Origin of the sequence: uncultured Aliivibrio sp., from assembly GCF_946479765.1 — a bacterium.
In the GTDB taxonomy this organism is placed as follows: Bacteria; Pseudomonadota; Gammaproteobacteria; order Enterobacterales; family Vibrionaceae; genus Aliivibrio.
In genome coordinates, this window is the sequence record NZ_CAMLHO010000022.1 from 44791 (window position 1) to 62219 (window position 17429).

Annotated in this window: 19 protein-coding genes; 5 read left to right on the forward strand and 14 right to left on the reverse strand. The window is 39.5% G+C overall.

Annotated elements, in window-relative coordinates:
* Window positions 1-15 precede the first annotated feature (15 nt).
* The 14 genes from pal to aspS form a co-directional block, all read right to left on the reverse strand.
* Window positions 16-588: a peptidoglycan-associated lipoprotein Pal gene (gene pal / locus Q1K78_RS10120; RefSeq protein WP_300177728.1), complete on the reverse strand. Its 573-nt coding sequence runs from the start codon at window positions 586-588 to the stop codon at window positions 16-18.
* 34 nt (window positions 589-622) lie between these two features.
* The gene (gene tolB / locus Q1K78_RS10125; RefSeq protein ID WP_300177731.1) at window positions 623-1975 is read right to left on the reverse strand and encodes a Tol-Pal system beta propeller repeat protein TolB; all 1353 of its coding nucleotides are present in this window, start codon (window positions 1973-1975) and stop codon (window positions 623-625) included.
* Window positions 1976-1985: 10 nt separating this feature from the next.
* Window positions 1986-3017 carry a cell envelope integrity protein TolA gene (gene tolA / locus Q1K78_RS10130; RefSeq protein WP_300177734.1) on the reverse strand — a complete coding sequence of 344 codons (1032 nt, stop codon included), beginning with the start codon at window positions 3015-3017 and terminating at the stop codon, window positions 1986-1988.
* A 16-nt stretch (window positions 3018-3033) separates the two neighbouring features.
* A complete protein-coding gene (gene tolR, locus Q1K78_RS10135) occupies window positions 3034-3480 on the reverse strand; it encodes a protein TolR (protein WP_300177737.1) in 447 nt (148 codons plus the stop codon).
* Window positions 3480-4163 (reverse strand): protein TolQ, encoded by a 684-nt coding sequence (tolQ, locus tag Q1K78_RS10140; protein ID WP_300177740.1) that lies wholly within the window; start codon window positions 4161-4163, stop codon window positions 3480-3482. Before tolQ ends, tolR begins: the two co-directional genes overlap by 1 nt.
* Window positions 4153-4563 (reverse strand): tol-pal system-associated acyl-CoA thioesterase, encoded by a 411-nt coding sequence (ybgC, locus tag Q1K78_RS10145; RefSeq protein WP_300177743.1) that lies wholly within the window; start codon window positions 4561-4563, stop codon window positions 4153-4155. Before ybgC ends, tolQ begins: the two co-directional genes overlap by 11 nt.
* Window positions 4564-4746: 183 nt before the next feature.
* On the reverse strand, window positions 4747-5049 hold the full coding sequence (locus Q1K78_RS10150; protein WP_300177746.1) for a cyd operon YbgE family protein: 303 nt from the start codon (window positions 5047-5049) through the stop codon (window positions 4747-4749).
* Window positions 5042-5149: a cytochrome bd-I oxidase subunit CydX gene (gene cydX, locus Q1K78_RS10155; protein WP_012550467.1), complete on the reverse strand. Its 108-nt coding sequence runs from the start codon at window positions 5147-5149 to the stop codon at window positions 5042-5044. Before cydX ends, Q1K78_RS10150 begins: the two co-directional genes overlap by 8 nt.
* 11 nt (window positions 5150-5160) lie before the next feature.
* Window positions 5161-6297 carry a cytochrome d ubiquinol oxidase subunit II gene (gene cydB / locus Q1K78_RS10160; protein WP_300177756.1) on the reverse strand — a complete coding sequence of 379 codons (1137 nt, stop codon included), beginning with the start codon at window positions 6295-6297 and terminating at the stop codon, window positions 5161-5163.
* Between the two features lie 17 nt (window positions 6298-6314).
* Window positions 6315-7901, reverse strand: coding sequence for a cytochrome ubiquinol oxidase subunit I (cydA, locus tag Q1K78_RS10165; protein WP_300177787.1), 1587 nt, complete (start codon window positions 7899-7901; stop codon window positions 6315-6317).
* Between the two features lie 377 nt (window positions 7902-8278).
* Window positions 8279-9292 (reverse strand): Holliday junction branch migration DNA helicase RuvB, encoded by a 1014-nt coding sequence (ruvB, locus tag Q1K78_RS10170; protein WP_300177759.1) that lies wholly within the window; start codon window positions 9290-9292, stop codon window positions 8279-8281.
* 58 nt (window positions 9293-9350) lie between these two features.
* Window positions 9351-9974: a Holliday junction branch migration protein RuvA gene (gene ruvA, locus Q1K78_RS10175; RefSeq protein ID WP_300177762.1), complete on the reverse strand. Its 624-nt coding sequence runs from the start codon at window positions 9972-9974 to the stop codon at window positions 9351-9353.
* A gap of 91 nt (window positions 9975-10065) precedes the next feature.
* The gene (ruvC, locus tag Q1K78_RS10180) at window positions 10066-10587 is read right to left on the reverse strand and encodes a crossover junction endodeoxyribonuclease RuvC (protein WP_300177765.1); all 522 of its coding nucleotides are present in this window, start codon (window positions 10585-10587) and stop codon (window positions 10066-10068) included.
* A 154-nt stretch (window positions 10588-10741) separates the two neighbouring features.
* Complete coding sequence (gene aspS, locus Q1K78_RS10185; protein WP_300177767.1) at window positions 10742-12517, reverse strand: aspartate--tRNA ligase; 1776 nt, start codon at window positions 12515-12517, stop codon at window positions 10742-10744.
* Window positions 12518-12888: 371 nt separating this feature from the next.
* Here aspS and cmoA point away from each other — a divergent pair, with 371 nt between their 5' ends.
* The 5 genes from cmoA to Q1K78_RS10210 all read left to right on the forward strand — a co-directional run.
* Window positions 12889-13617: a carboxy-S-adenosyl-L-methionine synthase CmoA gene (gene cmoA / locus Q1K78_RS10190; RefSeq protein WP_300177770.1), complete on the forward strand. Its 729-nt coding sequence runs from the start codon at window positions 12889-12891 to the stop codon at window positions 13615-13617.
* A gap of 48 nt (window positions 13618-13665) precedes the next feature.
* Entirely contained in the window at window positions 13666-14640 is a 975-nt protein-coding gene (cmoB, locus tag Q1K78_RS10195) for a tRNA 5-methoxyuridine(34)/uridine 5-oxyacetic acid(34) synthase CmoB (protein ID WP_300177773.1), read from the forward strand.
* Between the two features lie 79 nt (window positions 14641-14719).
* Window positions 14720-15490, forward strand: coding sequence for an ATP-dependent zinc protease (locus Q1K78_RS10200; protein ID WP_300177775.1), 771 nt, complete (start codon window positions 14720-14722; stop codon window positions 15488-15490).
* A gap of 108 nt (window positions 15491-15598) precedes the next feature.
* A complete protein-coding gene (locus tag Q1K78_RS10205; protein WP_300177778.1) occupies window positions 15599-17107 on the forward strand; it encodes an inactive transglutaminase family protein in 1509 nt (502 codons plus the stop codon).
* Window positions 17108-17110: 3 nt separating this feature from the next.
* On the forward strand, window positions 17111-17429 hold a 319-nt coding region (locus Q1K78_RS10210), incomplete at its 3' end, for a sugar-transfer associated ATP-grasp domain-containing protein (protein ID WP_300177781.1).

The following is a 17429-nucleotide window of genomic DNA, read 5'->3' on the forward strand; positions in this document are numbered from 1 at the left end:
CTTATAAACTGTCGATTAGTATACTAATACTGCGCGACGGTTTTTAGCGTAATCTTCAGCAGATTGACCTAATACTAGTGGTTTCTCTTCACCGTAGCTTACGATAGAGATTTGGTCAGCTGAAACACCTAGAGCTTGTAGGTATTTAGAAACAGCTTTAGCACGACGCTCGCCTAGTGCGATGTTGTACTCAGGAGTACCACGCTCATCCGCGTGACCTTCTACTGTTACTTTAACGTCTGCATTAGCGCTTAAGAAAGCCGCGTGAGCTGCAAGCATATCTTCATATTCAGAAGAGATAGTTGAGTTATCAAATGCGAAGTAAACAGTTTGAACTTTACGAAGTTCTTGTTCAGCTTGAGCACGAACTTCAGCTTCAGTCATTACTTCATCTACTTCAACAGAAGTGATCACTGTAATATCAGTTTGACCTTCTGCTGTTCGACCGTTTGCTGTTCGAGCTTCTGCTGCATTAGTTGATTCTTGGGCAGCAGTACTGTCAGTTGCGCTGTCGCTAGAACTACAAGCAGAAAGAGCAACCACAGGCAGCGCGATTAAAAGACTCTTAAGAAGTTTATTTAGTTGCATTATATATTTTCCTTATTTCCTAAATATTTAGTAGCTATAAAAATGGCGACCACGCTGGTGCCCTTACACGTCCGTTTGTCGCAGGTAAGCGAGCTTTAAAACGGCCATCTATAGAAACCATAGAAAGTACATTCTGCTTTCTATAGATGGAACTGTAAATCACCATCCCGCCATTTGGCGCAATACTTGGTGACTCATCCAGTAGTGTCTTGGTTAAGACCTGGACAGCACCAGTTTCTAAATCTTGTTTCGCTAGATTAAATCCAGTCTCTGAGCGATTAACCATAACGATAAATTTACCGTCTGGTGTAATCTGACCACCAAGATTTTGACTGCCTTGCCAGGTTAAACGTTTTATTGAACCGTCTTGTAAATTTACTCTATAAATCTGAGGTTTACCACCCCGATCTGAAGTAAATATTAAAGACTTGTTATCAGGAGCCCAAAAAGGTTCCGTATTATTTGATCTTCCGCTCGTAATTTGGCGCATTTTTTTCGTTTGTAAGTTTACAATATAAACCTGCAAGCTTCCTGTTTTTGACAATACGATAGCAAGTTCTTTACCATCATGAGAAAAACGAGGCGCGCCATTATGGCGAGGATAAGAAGCAATTAGCTCTCTCTTACCCGTATAGATGTTCATAATAAAAACTTGTGACTTTCTATTTTCAAAGCTTACATAAGCTAACTTTTTACCATCTGGAGACCAAGCCGGGGACATGATTGGTTGCTTAGATTTCAACACTAAGCGTTCATTGTAACCATCGTAATCAGCTATACGCAGTTGATACGGATACTGTGCTTTATCATTCACTACGACATAAGCAACTCGAGTAAGAAAAGCCCCTCTTTCACCCGTTAATTTCTCATAAACAACATCAGAAATACGGTGTGCATATTTACGAAGTTGTTTCGTTGATAATGTCGCTATTTTATTAACTAAAATATGATCTTGAGTTGAAACTAATTCGCCACTGTTGTTAAGTGCTTTTGAGTTACCTTTTGTTAATTGACCTCGTACTACGTCAATTAGTTTATACGTGACTTCATACTTACCTTGTGCATTCAGCTTCACTTCACCAGTAACAATGGCGTCTACACCCATTTTTGTCCAAGCTTCGTAATTAATGTCTGAATCTTTATACGGTGTTTGCGGCATTTTATTGGTAGCGACAGGGCTAAACTTACCACTGCGCTGCAAATCAGATGAAATGATAGCGGAAATATCTTGTGGTAACTTGCCTTCGCCATGCCATTTAAAAGGCACAATACCTATTGGTCTTGCTGAATCAACGCCTTCTGTAATAACCAGTTCTAATTCTGCTCTTGCGATCTGACTAAAACTTAAACAGACGACAAAGAGAGTTAATATCCATCGTTTAAACACTTGCTCTTCCTTATTCTGGCTCTACCGTAAGGTTTATGTTTGTTAGTTTAGTAACAACATCACCGTCAGTTGGCATTGGGAATACATTTACTTTTGTTACTGCCGTTTTAGCTGCACGACACACTTGTGCATCACCATTTAATGTTGTCACCGATAAAAGTAATCCTGATGACGCTAATTTAATTTTTACTCGGCAACTTTTACCAACATAGGTTTCATCAACCAATAAATTTTGTTGGATCATTTGAGTATAAATTGCTGCATATCTATTTACTTCATCATCAATGTGCTGCTGCTTTGCTGATGAATTTTGAACGGTTTCATCTTCTAAACCCGAAAATATATCATTTAACGCGGCTTCTTTTTGCTTACGGTCGGCTTCTGCTTTAGCTGCTCGAGCTTTATCTTTTCGTGCTTTTTCTGCTGCTGCTTTCGCTTTTATAACTCTTTCAGCCTCTGCTTTCGCTTTTCTATCAGCTTCTGCTTTAGCGGCTTTTTCTTTGGCTATTTTTTCTTTAGCCAAACGCTCTTTTTCTGCTTTCGCTGCTCGCTCTTTATCTACTCTGGCTTTCTCTGCTGACGCTTTAGCCGCTTTTTCCTTATCTGCTTTTACTTTAGCAACTCTTGCTGCTTCAACTTTCGCCGCTGTCTCTGCTTTACGTTTTCGATCATTTTCAGCTGCTACTGCTTTTTTTCTATCATCTTCTGCTTTACGAACGGCTTTTTTTTCTTTGACTTGCTGCTCTTTAAGTTTACGAATTCGGTCTTCTTCTACTTTACGGTTTTTTTCTAATTGGTCAGCTTGTTGCTTTAATCGTTTTAAACGTTCTTTTTCTGCACGTTCAGCTATTTCTCTTTCTTGACGAATTTGAGACGCTTGTTTTGCAATTGTGTTAGGATCAATCACAACCGCTTGAATGGTATTAGGCTTTGCCTTTTCATCCAGAGCAAAATCGCTGCCAAAAATAAGTGCCACCACCAGTAGCAAATGCAAGCCGACAGAAACAACAATGGCGAAAGTGTAATTATTATCCGATTTCATCAATGATTATTCACTTCTATTCCTTGAGATCGGTAAGTAATCCCACTTTACTTACCCCTGCACGGCTTAATTCATCAAGAACCAATACTATTTCTGAATAAGGCGTACTCGCATCACCACCAACCGCGACGGGTGAGTTTGGTTTAATACTCAATTCTGCTTTGATGTTAGTGATCATCTCTTGCATCGACATTGGACGTCGAACTTCTTGGTTATCAACACTTAACCCAAGATTACCATTTTTATCTATCTCAACAATTATAAACGTCGCATTTGGATCTTCTCCCGCCATCGCTTGTGCTGATTTAGTATTGGTCATCTCAGGTAGCTCTACATCAACACCTTGAGTGACAAATGGAGCCGTTACCATAAAAATGATTAATAACACCAACATAACATCAATGTATGGCACTACATTAATTTCTGCGGTTAATTTTCTTTTTTTCGGTTGATAGCCAGACATTATTTCTCCTGACTTGCCATTGCTTGACGATGTAGAATACTAGAAAACTCATCCATAAAAGCAGCGTAGTTATGCTCTAACTTACCCACTTTTACACTTAAACGGTTGTAAGCAATTACTGCAGGAATTGCAGCGAACAGACCCATTGCTGTTGCAACTAGTGCTTCTGCAATACCAGGAGCGACCATTGCTAATGTTGCTTGCTTCACGGCACCTAATGCAATAAATGAATGCATGATGCCCCAAACGGTACCAAATAGACCAATGTAAGGTGTAATTGAACCTACGGTTGCCAAAAATGGTAAATTTGTCTCAAGGCCGTCAACTTCACGTAAAACCGTTACTCGCATAGCACGTGTCGTTCCATCCATAACCGCTTCTGATGAACTACTAACTCTAGATAAGCGGGCAAATTCATTGAAACCTGAATAAAATATTTTTTCTGTTCCACTAATTCTGTCTTTACGAACTTTTACTTCGTTAAATAATTGCGCCAAATCCATACCTGACCAAAATTTATCTTCAAAGCGACTAGCATCGTTATGAGCAACAGCTAAGATTTTTGAGCGTTTAAAAATCATTGCCCATGACATTACAGATAAGCTCAATAGAATAAGCATCACGACCTTAACTAATAAACTAGCTTGTAAAAATAGATCGAGAATGGATAGTTCACCTGCCACAAGATATCTCCGATAATATAAATGATGGTATCGCTGTTGGTTTCATTTTAGTGTTATCGATACAGGCTACCTTAACTGTAGCTTTGCACAATACTTTCCCTTCAAAATTAACCAATAACTGACAAAAGGTCAGTGATACCCTTTTAATTTCTGTTATGAATGTTTCAACAATAAGTTGCTCATCTAATCGAGCACCTTGAATAAAGTCCATCGTTACATTTTTAACGACAAATCCAACTGATTTTTCTAAAAGCACTTGTTGGGAGACACCATGCTGACGTAACAATTCCGTTCGAGCACGTTCAAAAAATTTCAAATAATTAGAATGATAAACAACGCCACCAGCATCGGTATCTTCATAATAAATGGTTATATGCCACTTAAATATGCTTTTATCCATTATATCATTTCTCTTTTTATTGAAAAATCAGACACTAACTATAACTGATAATCGATGATATTCACTATATGAAATCAGGATTTTGAGGTTAAATCGTCAAAAAAAAAGCGGTTTATTACTTCAAAAAGTAACAAACCGCTTAGTATGACGTTCCAATATACAAATTTTATTGAATACTAAAAACTACATAAAATAGAGATAGTTAAAGTAACCTAAAATCAATATTGAAAAATACGGACTAAATGACAACTTCCAAATCCATTTTTGTGGAATAAATCCAACAGCAAAAATGAATGCCGTACACACTGAATAAATTAATGCCGGTGCTAATAGCCCACCGAAACCGCCAATTTGTTCAGAATATACCGTTGGCTCCCACATTAGCATTGCCATGTGGAAAATCGCCGCTCCAACTAATAATAATCGTACGATAATATTATTAATTGGGCGTTGCATGTTGTCTATTTTGTCAGCGATATTACTCACTGTCTTTATCCATCATTTCTGAATGCTCTAACCAAAGCGCATTAATGATTGCGAATGAGCATGCTAATAGCACACCTAAAATCCAAGCAAAATACCACATTGTTATGCTCCTTAATAAAGCGAATTTTTGTTGTCTTCAACAAATTTAGTATCAATACGACCGAACATTTTATAGTACGTCCATGCTGTGTAAGCAAGGATTGTAGGTACCATAACAACAGCAACTACTGTCATAATTTTCAGTGTTAATTCGCTTGATGTTGAATCCCACATAGTCAAACTATGATTAGGGTTTAAGCTTGATGGCATTACAAATGGGAACAGTGCAAAACCAGACGTTAAAATAACACCCGCATTCGTTAAGCTTGATGCGATAAACGCAACCCATGCTGTCTTCAACTTAGTCGCAATCATCGCAACAACAGGCATGACAACCGCAAGACCAGGTGCAATCCATAGTAATGGATATTCTTTAAAGTTTAAGAATAGAGCGCCCACTTGACGAATAACATCTTTGTTTAGAGGATCTGACGGTGCGTTATGATCCATAACACTCGTAATCACAAACCCATTAATGCTTTGTGCCCAGAAACCTGCAATCGTAAACAACACAATAATCAATGCAGAACAAATCATAGAAACTTGACTTGCACGAGCATGAATTTGATCAGTTGTTTTCATTTGTAGCCATGTTGCGCCTTGCAATATAAACATTGCAGAACTCACTAAACCACACACTAAGGCAAATGGATTCAATAGGTCAAAGAAGCCACCATGATACTTAAGCATCATTAGGTTATTTAGCTCAAATGGAACCCCTTGAAGTAGATTACCAAACGCAACACCAAAGATTACAGGTGGAACAAAGCTACCAATAAAGATCGCAGCATCCCACGCTGAACGCCAGCGTTTATCTTCAATTTTAGAACGGTAATCAAACCCTACAGGTCGGAACCATAGCGCAGCTAACGTCAACATCATGGCTAAATAAAAGCCAGAGAATGATGCTGCGTATACTAAAGGCCATGCCGCAAATAACGCACCACCGGCGGTTACTAACCAAACCTGGTTACCTTCCCAGTGAGGAGCGATTGAGTTAATCATCACTCGACGCTCTGTATCTGTCTTACCGATGATAGGCACTAATGCACCTACACCCATATCAAAACCATCTGTTACAGCGAAACCAATCAGTAATACACCGATCAATGCCCACCAAACAAATCGCAATACTTCATAATCAAACATTGCTCAAATCTCCGTTGTTATGCTTCTACTTGGCGAGATAATTTCGCTTCTGAATCTTGACCGTCTTGTTCAAAGTGGTAGCGGCCAGTTTTCAAGCTACTAGGTCCTTTGCGTGCGAATTTCACCATTAGGTAAACTTCAGCAATCAAGAATATTGTGTACAGACCAATGATCATTGCCATTGAGATTAAAATCTCAGATACCGTCAATGCAGACGCTGCAACATTCACAGGTAAGATTTCACCAACAGCCCATGGTTGACGACCATACTCTGCAATGAACCAACCTGCTTCAATAGCAATCCACGGTAGTGGCATACCAAATAGTGCGGCTTTAAGTAACCATGATTTTTGACCGATCTTCTGACGACATGTCTGAACAAAAGCAAAACCAAAGATAAGTAGCATTGCTACACCACAAGCAACCATGATGCGGAACGAGAAGAATAGCGGCCAAACTGTTGGGATTGAGTCATCCGCAGCAGCTTTAATTTGCTCTTCAGTTGCATCAACCACGTTGTCAGTATAACGCTTAAGTAACAAGCCATAACCTAAATCATGCTTAACGTCATCAAACGCAGCAATATTTTCTGGCGTTTTCTCACCATTGCGTAGTTGATCAAGTAAACCATAAGCAATCATACCATTGCGAATTCGCAATTCATGCTCACCTTTAAGATCACGTAAACCTGTTACTTGCTTATCTAATGAACGCGTTGCAATAATACCCATTACATATGGGATCTTGATCGCATAATCCGTTTCCATTGTTTCTTGGTTTGGTAAGCCAAATACAGTGAAAGCCGCTGGTGCTTCTTCTGTATGCCATTCAGCTTCAATCGCTGCTAGCTTAACTTGTTGAACTTCACCCAGTTCATAACCAGATTCATCACCAAGTACCATTACAGATACAATTGATGCCATACCAAAAGAAGCTGCAATTGCAAATGAGCGACGAGCAAAAGCAACATCACGACCTTTTAGTAGATAGTAAGAACTGATACCAAGCACGAACATTGCGCCACATGTGTAGCCTGATGCGACGGTATGTACGAATTTAACCTGAGCTACTGGGTTTAATACCACCTCTGCAAAACTAACCATTTCCATACGCATGGTTTCAAAGTTAAATTCTGCACCAACTGGGTTTTGCATCCAGCCGTTCGCCACTAGAATCCAAAGTGCTGAGAAATTTGAACCTAACGCCACTAACCAAGTAACAGTAAGGTGCTGACGTTTAGATAAACGATCCCAACCAAAGAAGAATAGGCCTACAAAAGTAGATTCTAAGAAGAATGCCATCAGTGCTTCGATTGCAAGAGGTGCACCGAAGATATCACCAACATAGTGAGAATAGTAAGACCAGTTAGTACCAAACTGGAACTCCATCGTTAGGCCTGTTGCCACACCTAATGCGAAGTTAATACCGAATAATTTACCCCAGAACTTTGTCATGTCCTTGTAGATTTGTTTGTCGGTCATTACATATAACGACTCCATGATAGCCAATAAAAAGGCCATACCTAGAGTCAGAGGAACGAATAGGAAGTGATACATCGCTGTCATTGCAAACTGCAATCGCGATAACTCCACTACATCAAAGATCATGAGAACTCCTTTGTGTCAGGCTGAATGACACAGTGCTTCCACACTTTTGGGTGAGCGTAAAACTTTATACCGTGGTTTTAATATTTATAACCGTATTAATAACCATAAAGTGTTACATGGATGTATAAAAAACGTTAGCTTAATGTTAAGCATAACCTAATATAGAACCCGCTAATATTAATAGGAAATACGATATCTTTCAAAAGATTTGTCCATTTTTTGAAAGTTAATTACAGTTTTTTTTACATAAACACTCGTTTTTCACATTTTACACATTTCTTATACGAAAAAGCGGATGATTTTGATCACCCGCTTTCACTAAACTTATTATTTTATTAAAATTATATTAAAAATTATGAATAGATTTTCTTTGACTATTTATCAGGCCTATCAAGTCCAAAATGGATATAAGCTCTATCAGACACAATCCGCCCTCTTGGTGTTCGTTGTAAATAGCCTTGTTGAATCAAATAAGGCTCAATTACATCTTCAATCGTATCTCTTTCTTCACCAATGGCCGCTGCAATGTTATCAAGACCGACAGGTCCGCCATCAAATTTTTCCATTATGGCTAAGAGTAATTTTCTATCCATATAATCAAAACCGCGAACATCAACATCAAGCATGTTCAGAGCCTTATCTGCGATATCTGAAGAGATATAACTATCATTCATTACATCGGCATAATCACGTACTCGACGTAATAGTCGGTTTGCTATTCGTGGTGTACCACGCGCACGACGAGCAACTTCAAGCGCTCCCTCAGACTCCATCGAAAGATTAAGGCAATCCGCACTACGTTGGACAATATATTGAAGATCATCCACATTGTAATATTCTAAACGTTGTACAATACCAAAACGATCACGAAGTGGTGACGTTAATGATCCCGCTCTTGTTGTTGCGCCAATTAAGGTGAATGGGGGTAAATCAATTTTAATTGAGCGTGCTGCTGGTCCTTCCCCAATCATGATATCTAATTGGTAGTCTTCCATTGCTGGGTACAAGATCTCTTCAACAACTGGACTTAATCGATGGATTTCATCAATAAATAGAATATCATTTTCTTCTAAATTGGTCAGAAGCGCCGCTAAATCTCCTGCTTTTTCAAGCACTGGGCCTGAAGTAGTGCGAATATTGACGCCCATTTCATTCGCTACAATGTTCGCTAATGTTGTTTTTCCTAATCCAGGAGGGCCAAAGATCAATAGGTGATCAAGAGGCTCATTTCTCATCTGTGCCGCTTTAATGAAAATTTCCATTTGGCCACGCACATGATCTTGACCACGATAATCTTCTAATTTCTTCGGACGTATCGCTCGGTCAATAACTTCTTCTTCACGAAAAACAGGGTTATCTGCCGCAATAAGGCGATCAGCTTCAATCATAAAAAGGCACTCAAAAATTCAATAGATAAAGCAATTAATAAAAGGCACTAGGATAATATTAGATCATTGATTTCAATGATTCACGAATTAACGCTTCACTAGTCATATCAGGCTTAGCAATTTGAGACACCATTTTCGACGCTTGTACTGGTTTATAGCCTAGCGAAATAAGCGCACTTACCGCTTCATCTAATGCACTTTGAGGAGACGAGATAAAATCAGACCCATTATCCATCGGAGCTGCATCAGTTGCTGGAGTGAATAAATCTCCTGCTCCCCATCCTTTAAGACGATCTTTCATTTCTACCACTAAACGCTCTGCGGTTTTCTTACCAACGCCAGGTAATTTCACTAATGTTGAAATATCTTCACGTTCAACACTTTGAACAAATTGAGATGCCGTCATTCCAGATAGAATTGCAAGACCCAGTTTTGGTCCAACGCCATTTGCTTTAATAACTTCTCTAAATAAAGCTCGTTCTTTTTTAGTATTAAAACCGTAGAGTAATTGAGCATCTTCACGCACTACATAGTGAATGTAAATGATCGCTTCAGTGCCAATCTCTGGTAACTCATAAAAACAACTCATTGGCATTTGAACTTCATAACCAATACCACTGACTTCAATGAGTAATTCTGGTGGTTGTTTTTCTAATAGATTTCCACGAAGGCGTCCGATCACAATAGATACTCTTTAAAATAATTAACTGGTTGGAATAGTAATAAAGAACTGGATAGATATCCAGTAAAAGAAATGAGAATTTAAGTACACTTTAGCGATAACGTCCACGTCGGGCGCTCGTTGCTTTGCCCGCTAATGCGATTAAGGTTTTATTGGTATTTGCATGACAAATCGCAACACCTAAGCCATCCGCCGCATCAGCTTGTGGCCTTGCTGACAATTTAAGCATCGTCATAACCATATGTTGAACTTGTGCTTTATCTGCTGCACCCGTTCCCGTTACGGCTTGTTTAATTAAACGCGCGGCATATTCATAAACGGGTAAATCTGCATTTACTGCTGCAACTATTGCACTGCCTCGTGCTTGCCCTAACTTTAACGCTGAGTCAGCATTTTTAGACATAAACACTTGTTCAATAGCGAATACATCTGGTTGAAACTGCGTAATAATTTCAGAAACACCAGCATAGATCTGCCTTAAGCGACCTGGGAGTTCCTTTTCTGACATGCGAATACAACCACTGCCTAAATATTGCAGATGTCGGCCATTTTGACGAATAACGCCATAACCGGTAATACGAGAGCCGGGATCAATCCCTAGAATAATAGACATAGTAAAACCACTGAGTATTTATACATGTATATTAGCTAGGTATCCTTCTAAACTCAAGGGATTAGTAATGTGCTACTTTCTCATTTTAGATAGAGCAGATACAAAAATGCCCGCATAAGGCGGGCATTTTTTAATAAAAAGAAAACTTAATTAATTAAGCGTCTTTTTTCTCAGCAAATTTTACTGCAATCGCTAATTCTGCAAGAGAATCAGGATTAGCAAGACTTGGTGCGTTCGTAAGTAGACACGCTGCAGCCGTTGTTTTAGGGAATGCGATAACATCACGGATATTTTCTGTACCACAAAGAAGCATTGCTAAGCGATCAAGACCGAATGCAAGACCTGCGTGTGGTGGTGTACCGTATTTAAGCGCTTCAAGTAAGAAACCAAATTTCTCTTGTTGCTCTTTCGCTTCGATACCTAAAATACCAAATACTGCTGTTTGCATTTCAGCATTGTGAATACGAACAGAACCACCACCAACTTCATAGCCATTAATAACCATGTCGTAGGCATCAGAGTTTGCAGCAGCTGGATTCACTTTTAGCTCTTCTGCTGTCATACCTAATGGAGACGTAAATGGGTGGTGCATTGCGTGCAAGTTACCTTCACCATCTTCTTCAAACATTGGGAAGTCAATAACCCAAAGAGGCGCCCACACTTTTTTATCTGTTAGCTCTAAATCATCGCCAAGCTTGATACGTAATGCACCCATTGCTTCAGAAACAATGTTTGCTTTATCTGCACCAAATAGGATGATATCGCCACTTTCAGCTTCTGTGCGTTCTAGAATACTGTTTACTATCTCTTCACTTAGGAACTTAGCTACAGGAGATTGAACACCTTCAACACCGGCTGCGCGATCGTTCACTTTCATCCAAGCTAGACCTTTCGCACCATAGATACCTACGAACTTGCCATATTCATCAATTTGCTTACGAGAAAGCGATGCGCCACCAGGAACACGAATAACCGCTACACGGCCTTTTTCATCATTAGCTGGACCTGCGAATACTTGGAATTCTACGTCTTTAAGAAGATCAGCAACATCAACTAATTCTAGTGGGTTACGTAGATCTGGCTTATCAGAACCAAAACGACGGATCGCTTCAGAATATTTCATTATTGGGAATTGACCAAGCTCAACATCAAGAAGCTCTTTCCACATGTCATGGACCAAACGTTCAGTAATATCACGTACTTGATTAGACGAAAGGAAAGAGGTTTCGATATCTATTTGAGTAAATTCAGGTTGACGGTCAGCACGTAAATCTTCATCACGGAAACATTTAACGATTTGGTAGTAACGGTCAAAACCAGACATCATCAAAAGTTGCTTAAACAACTGTGGTGATTGTGGAAGTGCATAGAAACTGCCTTTATGAACACGGCTTGGTACTAGGTAATCACGAGCGCCTTCTGGCGTTGCTTTTGTTAGTACTGGTGTTTCGATATCTAAGAATAAGTTCTCATCTAAGAAACGGCGAACGAAGCTAGATGCACGAGCACGTAACTTGATACGGTCACTCATTTCTGGACGACGTAAATCAATATAACGGTACTTCAGGCGTTGTTCTTCAGAGTTCGTTTGATTGAAATCCAGTGGAAGTGCTTCTGAACGGTTGATGATCTCAAGACCTGTTGCGTAAAGTTCAACTTCACCCGTAGACATATCTTTATTTACTTGGCTGTCAGGACGAACACGTACTTCGCCAGTAAATTTAATACAGAATTCATTGCGCAGTTGGTTAGCGATTGAAAAGATATCTTTCATATCTGGATCAACAACTACCTGAACGACACCTTCACGATCTCGCATATCAATAAAGATAAGACCGCCTAAGTCACGGCGACGGTTTACCCAGCCGCAAAGTTCTACAGTTTGCCCTGCAAGGGACTTGTTCAGGTTACCACAGTAATGGGTGCGCATGATGATTTTCCCAATCTAATATACATATCAATAGTAAATGCAATAAAAAGCCTTACTGCATTTCTCATAAACCGATTTACGCTTGCTAAAATGACTAATAAAACAGCCACTTTGCTGTATTAATATACAAAACGCAAAAATATAGCGCCATTATAAAGGAAAAATATTCTAACGACATAGCAAGGAGCAAAAAAAGTTCACTTTCAATTCTCATTGCCCTAAAGACTTTAAGATAAGAATTAACTACAATAGTGCCATCATGTGCAGGAGAGCACGGATGTATGCAATTCTAGGTAAGTAGTACAAACCAATATTTACCTAGAATGGATATAAATAAGTACGGATAAACAACGTGCCTTTGCGAGAATACCATGGCTAACCCTGATACCATTTTTTCAACACCTATTGACAAAATTGGCGACTTTACTTTTGACGAACGAGTCGCTGAAGTCTTCCCTGATATGATCCAACGTTCGATTCCAGGTTATAGCAATATTATTTCTGCTATTGGCATGCTGGCTGAGCGTTACGCTAAACCTCATTCAAATGTATATGATTTAGGATGTTCTTTAGGTGCAGCAACCCTATCTATGCGTCGTCATATAAATCAGGAAGGCTGCCAAATTATAGGTGTCGACAACTCATCAGCGATGGTTGAACGTTGCCGATTACTGATTAATGCCTATCGTTCCGATACACCCGTATCTATTATTGAAGCCGATGTTCGTGATGTCGAAATTCAAGACGCCTCTGTTGTGGTATTAAATTTCACATTACAGTTTTTAGCGCCGATTGATCGTCGCGTGCTGCTTGAAAAAATCTATGCAGGTTTACGTCCTGGTGGCATTATCATCCTATCTGAAAAATATATCTTTGAAGACGATACCGCGAATGAATTACTTATCGATCTACACCATGATTTCAAGCGTGCCAATGGCTACAGTGAATTAGAGATCAGTCAAAAACGCAGTGCCATTGAACATGTCATGCTGCCAGATCCGATTGAGACTCACAAACAACGCTTTAAAGACATTGGTTTCAAAAGCGCCGAAGTTTGGTTTCAGTGTTTCAATTTCGGTTCAATGTTTGCCATAAAATAATCGAATATTGCCCTTTATTTTTCTCATTTATTAATTTAAGACATCTCAATGATTAATTTTGCTAATTTTTACACTCTTATTTCTCAAGATACTATTCTTCAGCCATGGTTGAATGTTCTTCCTCAGCAACTCACTGATTGGCAGAACGCAGAGCATGGTGATATTGAACGCTGGACTAAAGCGCTAAAAAAAATCCCAGAAGGATGCGCAGATAACATTGACTTAAAAACGTCAGTGGCACTATCAAACAATGAACCATTGATTAATGGCGAGCGTAAAAAATTAGAAAACTTATTACAAACCTTTCACCCTTGGCGTAAAGGACCATTTACGGTTCACGATATTCATATTGATACAGAATGGCGCTCTGACTGGAAGTGGGATCGACTACTGCCTCATATTACCCCACTTAAAAACCGCTCAGTATTAGATGTAGGCTGTGGCAATGGATATCATATGTGGCGCATGCTGGGTGAAGAAGCCCGTTTATGTGTAGGGATTGATCCATCACACTTATTTTTAATTCAATTCGAAGCCATTCGTAAATTAATGGGCAACGATCAACGTGCTCATTTATTACCATTAGGTATTGAACAGCTCCCAGAATTAAATGCATTTGATACCGTATTTAGCATGGGGGTGCTTTATCACCGTCGCTCTCCTCTTGACCATTTGATTCAATTAAAAAATCAATTAGTCGCTGGTGGTGAACTAGTGTTAGAAACCCTAGTCATTGATGGCGATGAAAACGCGGTATTAATGCCTGTTGACCGTTATGCTCAAATGCGTAATGTTTTCTTCTTTCCATCAGCGCGAGCATTAAAGGTATGGTTAGAAAGTGTTGGTTTTGTGGGTGTAAAAATTGTGGATGAGTGCGTGACCACTACAGGTGAACAACGCTCAACAGAATGGATGAAACACAATTCTCTACCTGAGTATTTAGATCCAAATGACCCAACAAAAACAATTGAAGGCCACCCAGCTCCTAAGCGTGCGATCTTAATTGCTAAAAAACCTGACTAAACGCTAACATTTAAGGGCTATCCGCTTCTATCTATTATCGTTATTATGTACATGTTACTTTAACTCAACGGAACATAAAATGATCCAACGAATTCTACCATTGGTTGCAATGTTAAGCCTTTCAGGATGCGCGCTAACTCAACAAGCCACACCTGTCGCTTCTGATAATACAGAAACAGTTGCCGCTATTAAGTCTATGGAAACTAATCTAAATACTCGTTTAGATGGTATGGAAACAAAAATTGAAGCACAAAATGGCTATATTTCGACATTAGAAAAAGAGCTGTCGAATGTCTCAGAAGAACTGTCATTAGTTCGAACTGAACAAATAAAAATTCAAGCAAGCATAAAGCAAGCAACGTCTAGAAAAGCACGCTTAGCACCCATGCCTATTTCTCTGCAAACTCAATCCCTAAAAGATACGCTTATTTTAGGGGCTATTGAAAACGTAGAAATTGCCGATATACAGCAACAATTTAGTGCTCGTATTGATACTGGAGCAACAACCTCCTCTCTCAATGCTGTCGATCTTCAAGAGTTTGAACGTAATGGTACTCAATGGGTCCGCTTTCACTTAGCAAACCAAAATACGACCACGAAAGATGGTAAATTAGAGTGGATTACGGCCCCAGTTATCCGCAATGTGAAAATTCGCCAATCAACAACAGAAGAAGCGGAACGTCGCCCAGTCGTTGAATTGTGGATCAAACTTGGGGCAATCCATGAAAAAGTACAGTTTACCCTTGCAGATCGCTCTCACATGACCCATTCTGTTTTATTGGGTAGAGAGTTCATACAAGACATTGCTGTTATTGATGTCAGTAAAGAGTTTGTTCAAAGCAAAAAGTAACACCTATCTCAAATAAGCGGTAATTTATTCAATATGTTAGTAGCAAAAATTACCGCTTGAATTACAATTATAATTATCTTTCACTTATGCCATTACAATGAGGACGTTATGCCATCTAGAGTGCCTTTTTATTTTCTTATCTCACTATTAATTGTCGCAGGACTTACGTTAAGCTGGCTACGCCATGATGCGTACGGAGTTCCTTGGACACCAGGAGAGAGAAGCCAAGTCTGGGATGTAGAAGCCCGAATTCAATTTGATGCCATTAACAAGCCTGTTAAGGTTTCTATGGCTGCACCACAGACTCAAGCTGGTTTTACTATTGTCGACGAGAGCGCATCTTCTCCAGGCTATGGTATCGCGTATTTAACAACAGAGCATGGACGTCGCGCAGAATGGACAATCCGCCAAGCCGACGGGCCACAAACTCTGTATTATAAAACTCAGATCTTAGTTGACCCACAAGCTCATGCCACCATTGAGCCACCAACCTCAGATAAGCCAGAAGAGGTTACTTTTGAAGGCCCACATGAATCCGCCGCTATTTCATTATTAGAGCAAGCAAGAGCGCGTTCTTCTGATGACATCACCTTAACTCGTGAGCTAATTAAGCAATTTAATGACCCTGATAATCAAAATGCATCTTTATTACTTAATGACTTAACTAGAGTTCAAGCGGTTTCTAAGCTGCTAAGCTATGAAGCGATTCATAACAAAGTTGTTGGAACGCTTTGGTTAGAAGATGGTCGTCGCCGCCAATCTGTTCAACACATGGTTGAAGTATGGAATGGCGAGAAATGGCAATTGTTCAATCCAGAAACTGGAGAACAAGGCCAGCCAACTAATTTGCTACTTTGGGATGAAACCAATGTATCTTTATTAGATGTTGTTGGCGGTAAAAACAGCCAAATTAACTTCTCAATGATTGCACAAGAGATTTCTCCTACCGCAGCAACCGATAAAAAAGTCGAAGCGGATAATTTATTAAACTTCTCTATTCATAGCCTCCCTCTTGAAGAGCAATCGATGTTTAAAACCATCATGCTTATTCCGATTGGCGCACTAATGGTGGTGTTCCTAAGAGTTATTATCGGTTTAAAAACGTCTGGTACTTTTATGCCAGTATTGATCGCGGTTGCTTTTGTTCAAACTCAATTAGTCACCGGCATCGTCGGCTTCTTATTGATTGTCGGAACTGGTTTGGTTATTCGTAGTTATCTATCGAAGCTCAACTTACTTCTGGTAGCCAGGATATCTGCGGTGATCATCGCCGTGATCATGATTATTTCAGTCTTTACGATTGTAGCCTTTAAGATTGGTCTAACAGCAGGATTAAGTATTACTTTCTTCCCTATGATCATCCTTTCTTGGACAGTAGAACGTATGTCTATCCTATGGGAAGAAGAAGGCTGGAAAGAAGTGGCAACTCAAGGCGGTGGTTCATTACTAACTGCAGTATTAATCTACATTGCAATGACAAACCCATTCGTACAGCACTTAACTTTTAACTTTATTGGAGTTCAGTTAATTATCTTAGCGGTCATTCTAATGCTTGGTAATTACACAGGTTATCGTTTAAGTGAACTTCGTCGCTTTAAGCCTTTAGCGGAGGACTAACCTATGTTCAGTAGATTTACGTCTCCAGCAAAACTAAAAGCAAAAGGGATCATGGGAATGAATCAACGTAACGGCGGCTATATTGGCCGTTACAATGACCGAAGCAAGTACCCATTGGTTGATGATAAATTAAAAACAAAGATCATTGCCGAGAAAGCGGGAGCAACCGTTCCTAAGCTTATCGGTGTGATTGACAGCCAAGCTGAAGTGAAAAACATTCACGATATCGTTAAAGATTGGCCTGGTTTTGTAATCAAACCAGCTCAAGGCAGTGGCGGTAAGAGGATTTTGGTTGACACATCTCATAAAGATGGTATTTATT

Coding starts and splice junctions, on each gene's coding strand:
- pal (WP_300177728.1), bottom strand. CDS start 588: ATGCAACTAAATAAACTTCTTAAGAGTCTTTTAATCGCGCTGCCTGTG.
- tolA (WP_300177734.1), bottom strand. CDS start 3,017: ATGAAATCGGATAATAATTACACTTTCGCCATTGTTGTTTCTGTCGGC.
- tolR (WP_300177737.1), bottom strand. CDS start 3,480: ATGTCTGGCTATCAACCGAAAAAAAGAAAATTAACCGCAGAAATTAAT.
- ybgC (WP_300177743.1), bottom strand. CDS start 4,563: ATGGATAAAAGCATATTTAAGTGGCATATAACCATTTATTATGAAGAT.
- cydX (WP_012550467.1), bottom strand. CDS start 5,149: ATGTGGTATTTTGCTTGGATTTTAGGTGTGCTATTAGCATGCTCATTC.
- cydB (WP_300177756.1), bottom strand. CDS start 6,297: ATGTTTGATTATGAAGTATTGCGATTTGTTTGGTGGGCATTGATCGGT.
- ruvB (WP_300177759.1), bottom strand. CDS start 9,292: ATGATTGAAGCTGATCGCCTTATTGCGGCAGATAACCCTGTTTTTCGT.
- ruvC (WP_300177765.1), bottom strand. CDS start 10,587: ATGTCTATTATTCTAGGGATTGATCCCGGCTCTCGTATTACCGGTTAT.
- aspS (WP_300177767.1), bottom strand. CDS start 12,517: ATGCGCACCCATTACTGTGGTAACCTGAACAAGTCCCTTGCAGGGCAA.
- cmoA (WP_300177770.1), top strand. CDS start 12,889: ATGGCTAACCCTGATACCATTTTTTCAACACCTATTGACAAAATTGGC.
- cmoB (WP_300177773.1), top strand. CDS start 13,666: ATGATTAATTTTGCTAATTTTTACACTCTTATTTCTCAAGATACTATT.
- Q1K78_RS10200 (WP_300177775.1), top strand. CDS start 14,720: ATGATCCAACGAATTCTACCATTGGTTGCAATGTTAAGCCTTTCAGGA.
- Q1K78_RS10205 (WP_300177778.1), top strand. CDS start 15,599: ATGCCATCTAGAGTGCCTTTTTATTTTCTTATCTCACTATTAATTGTC.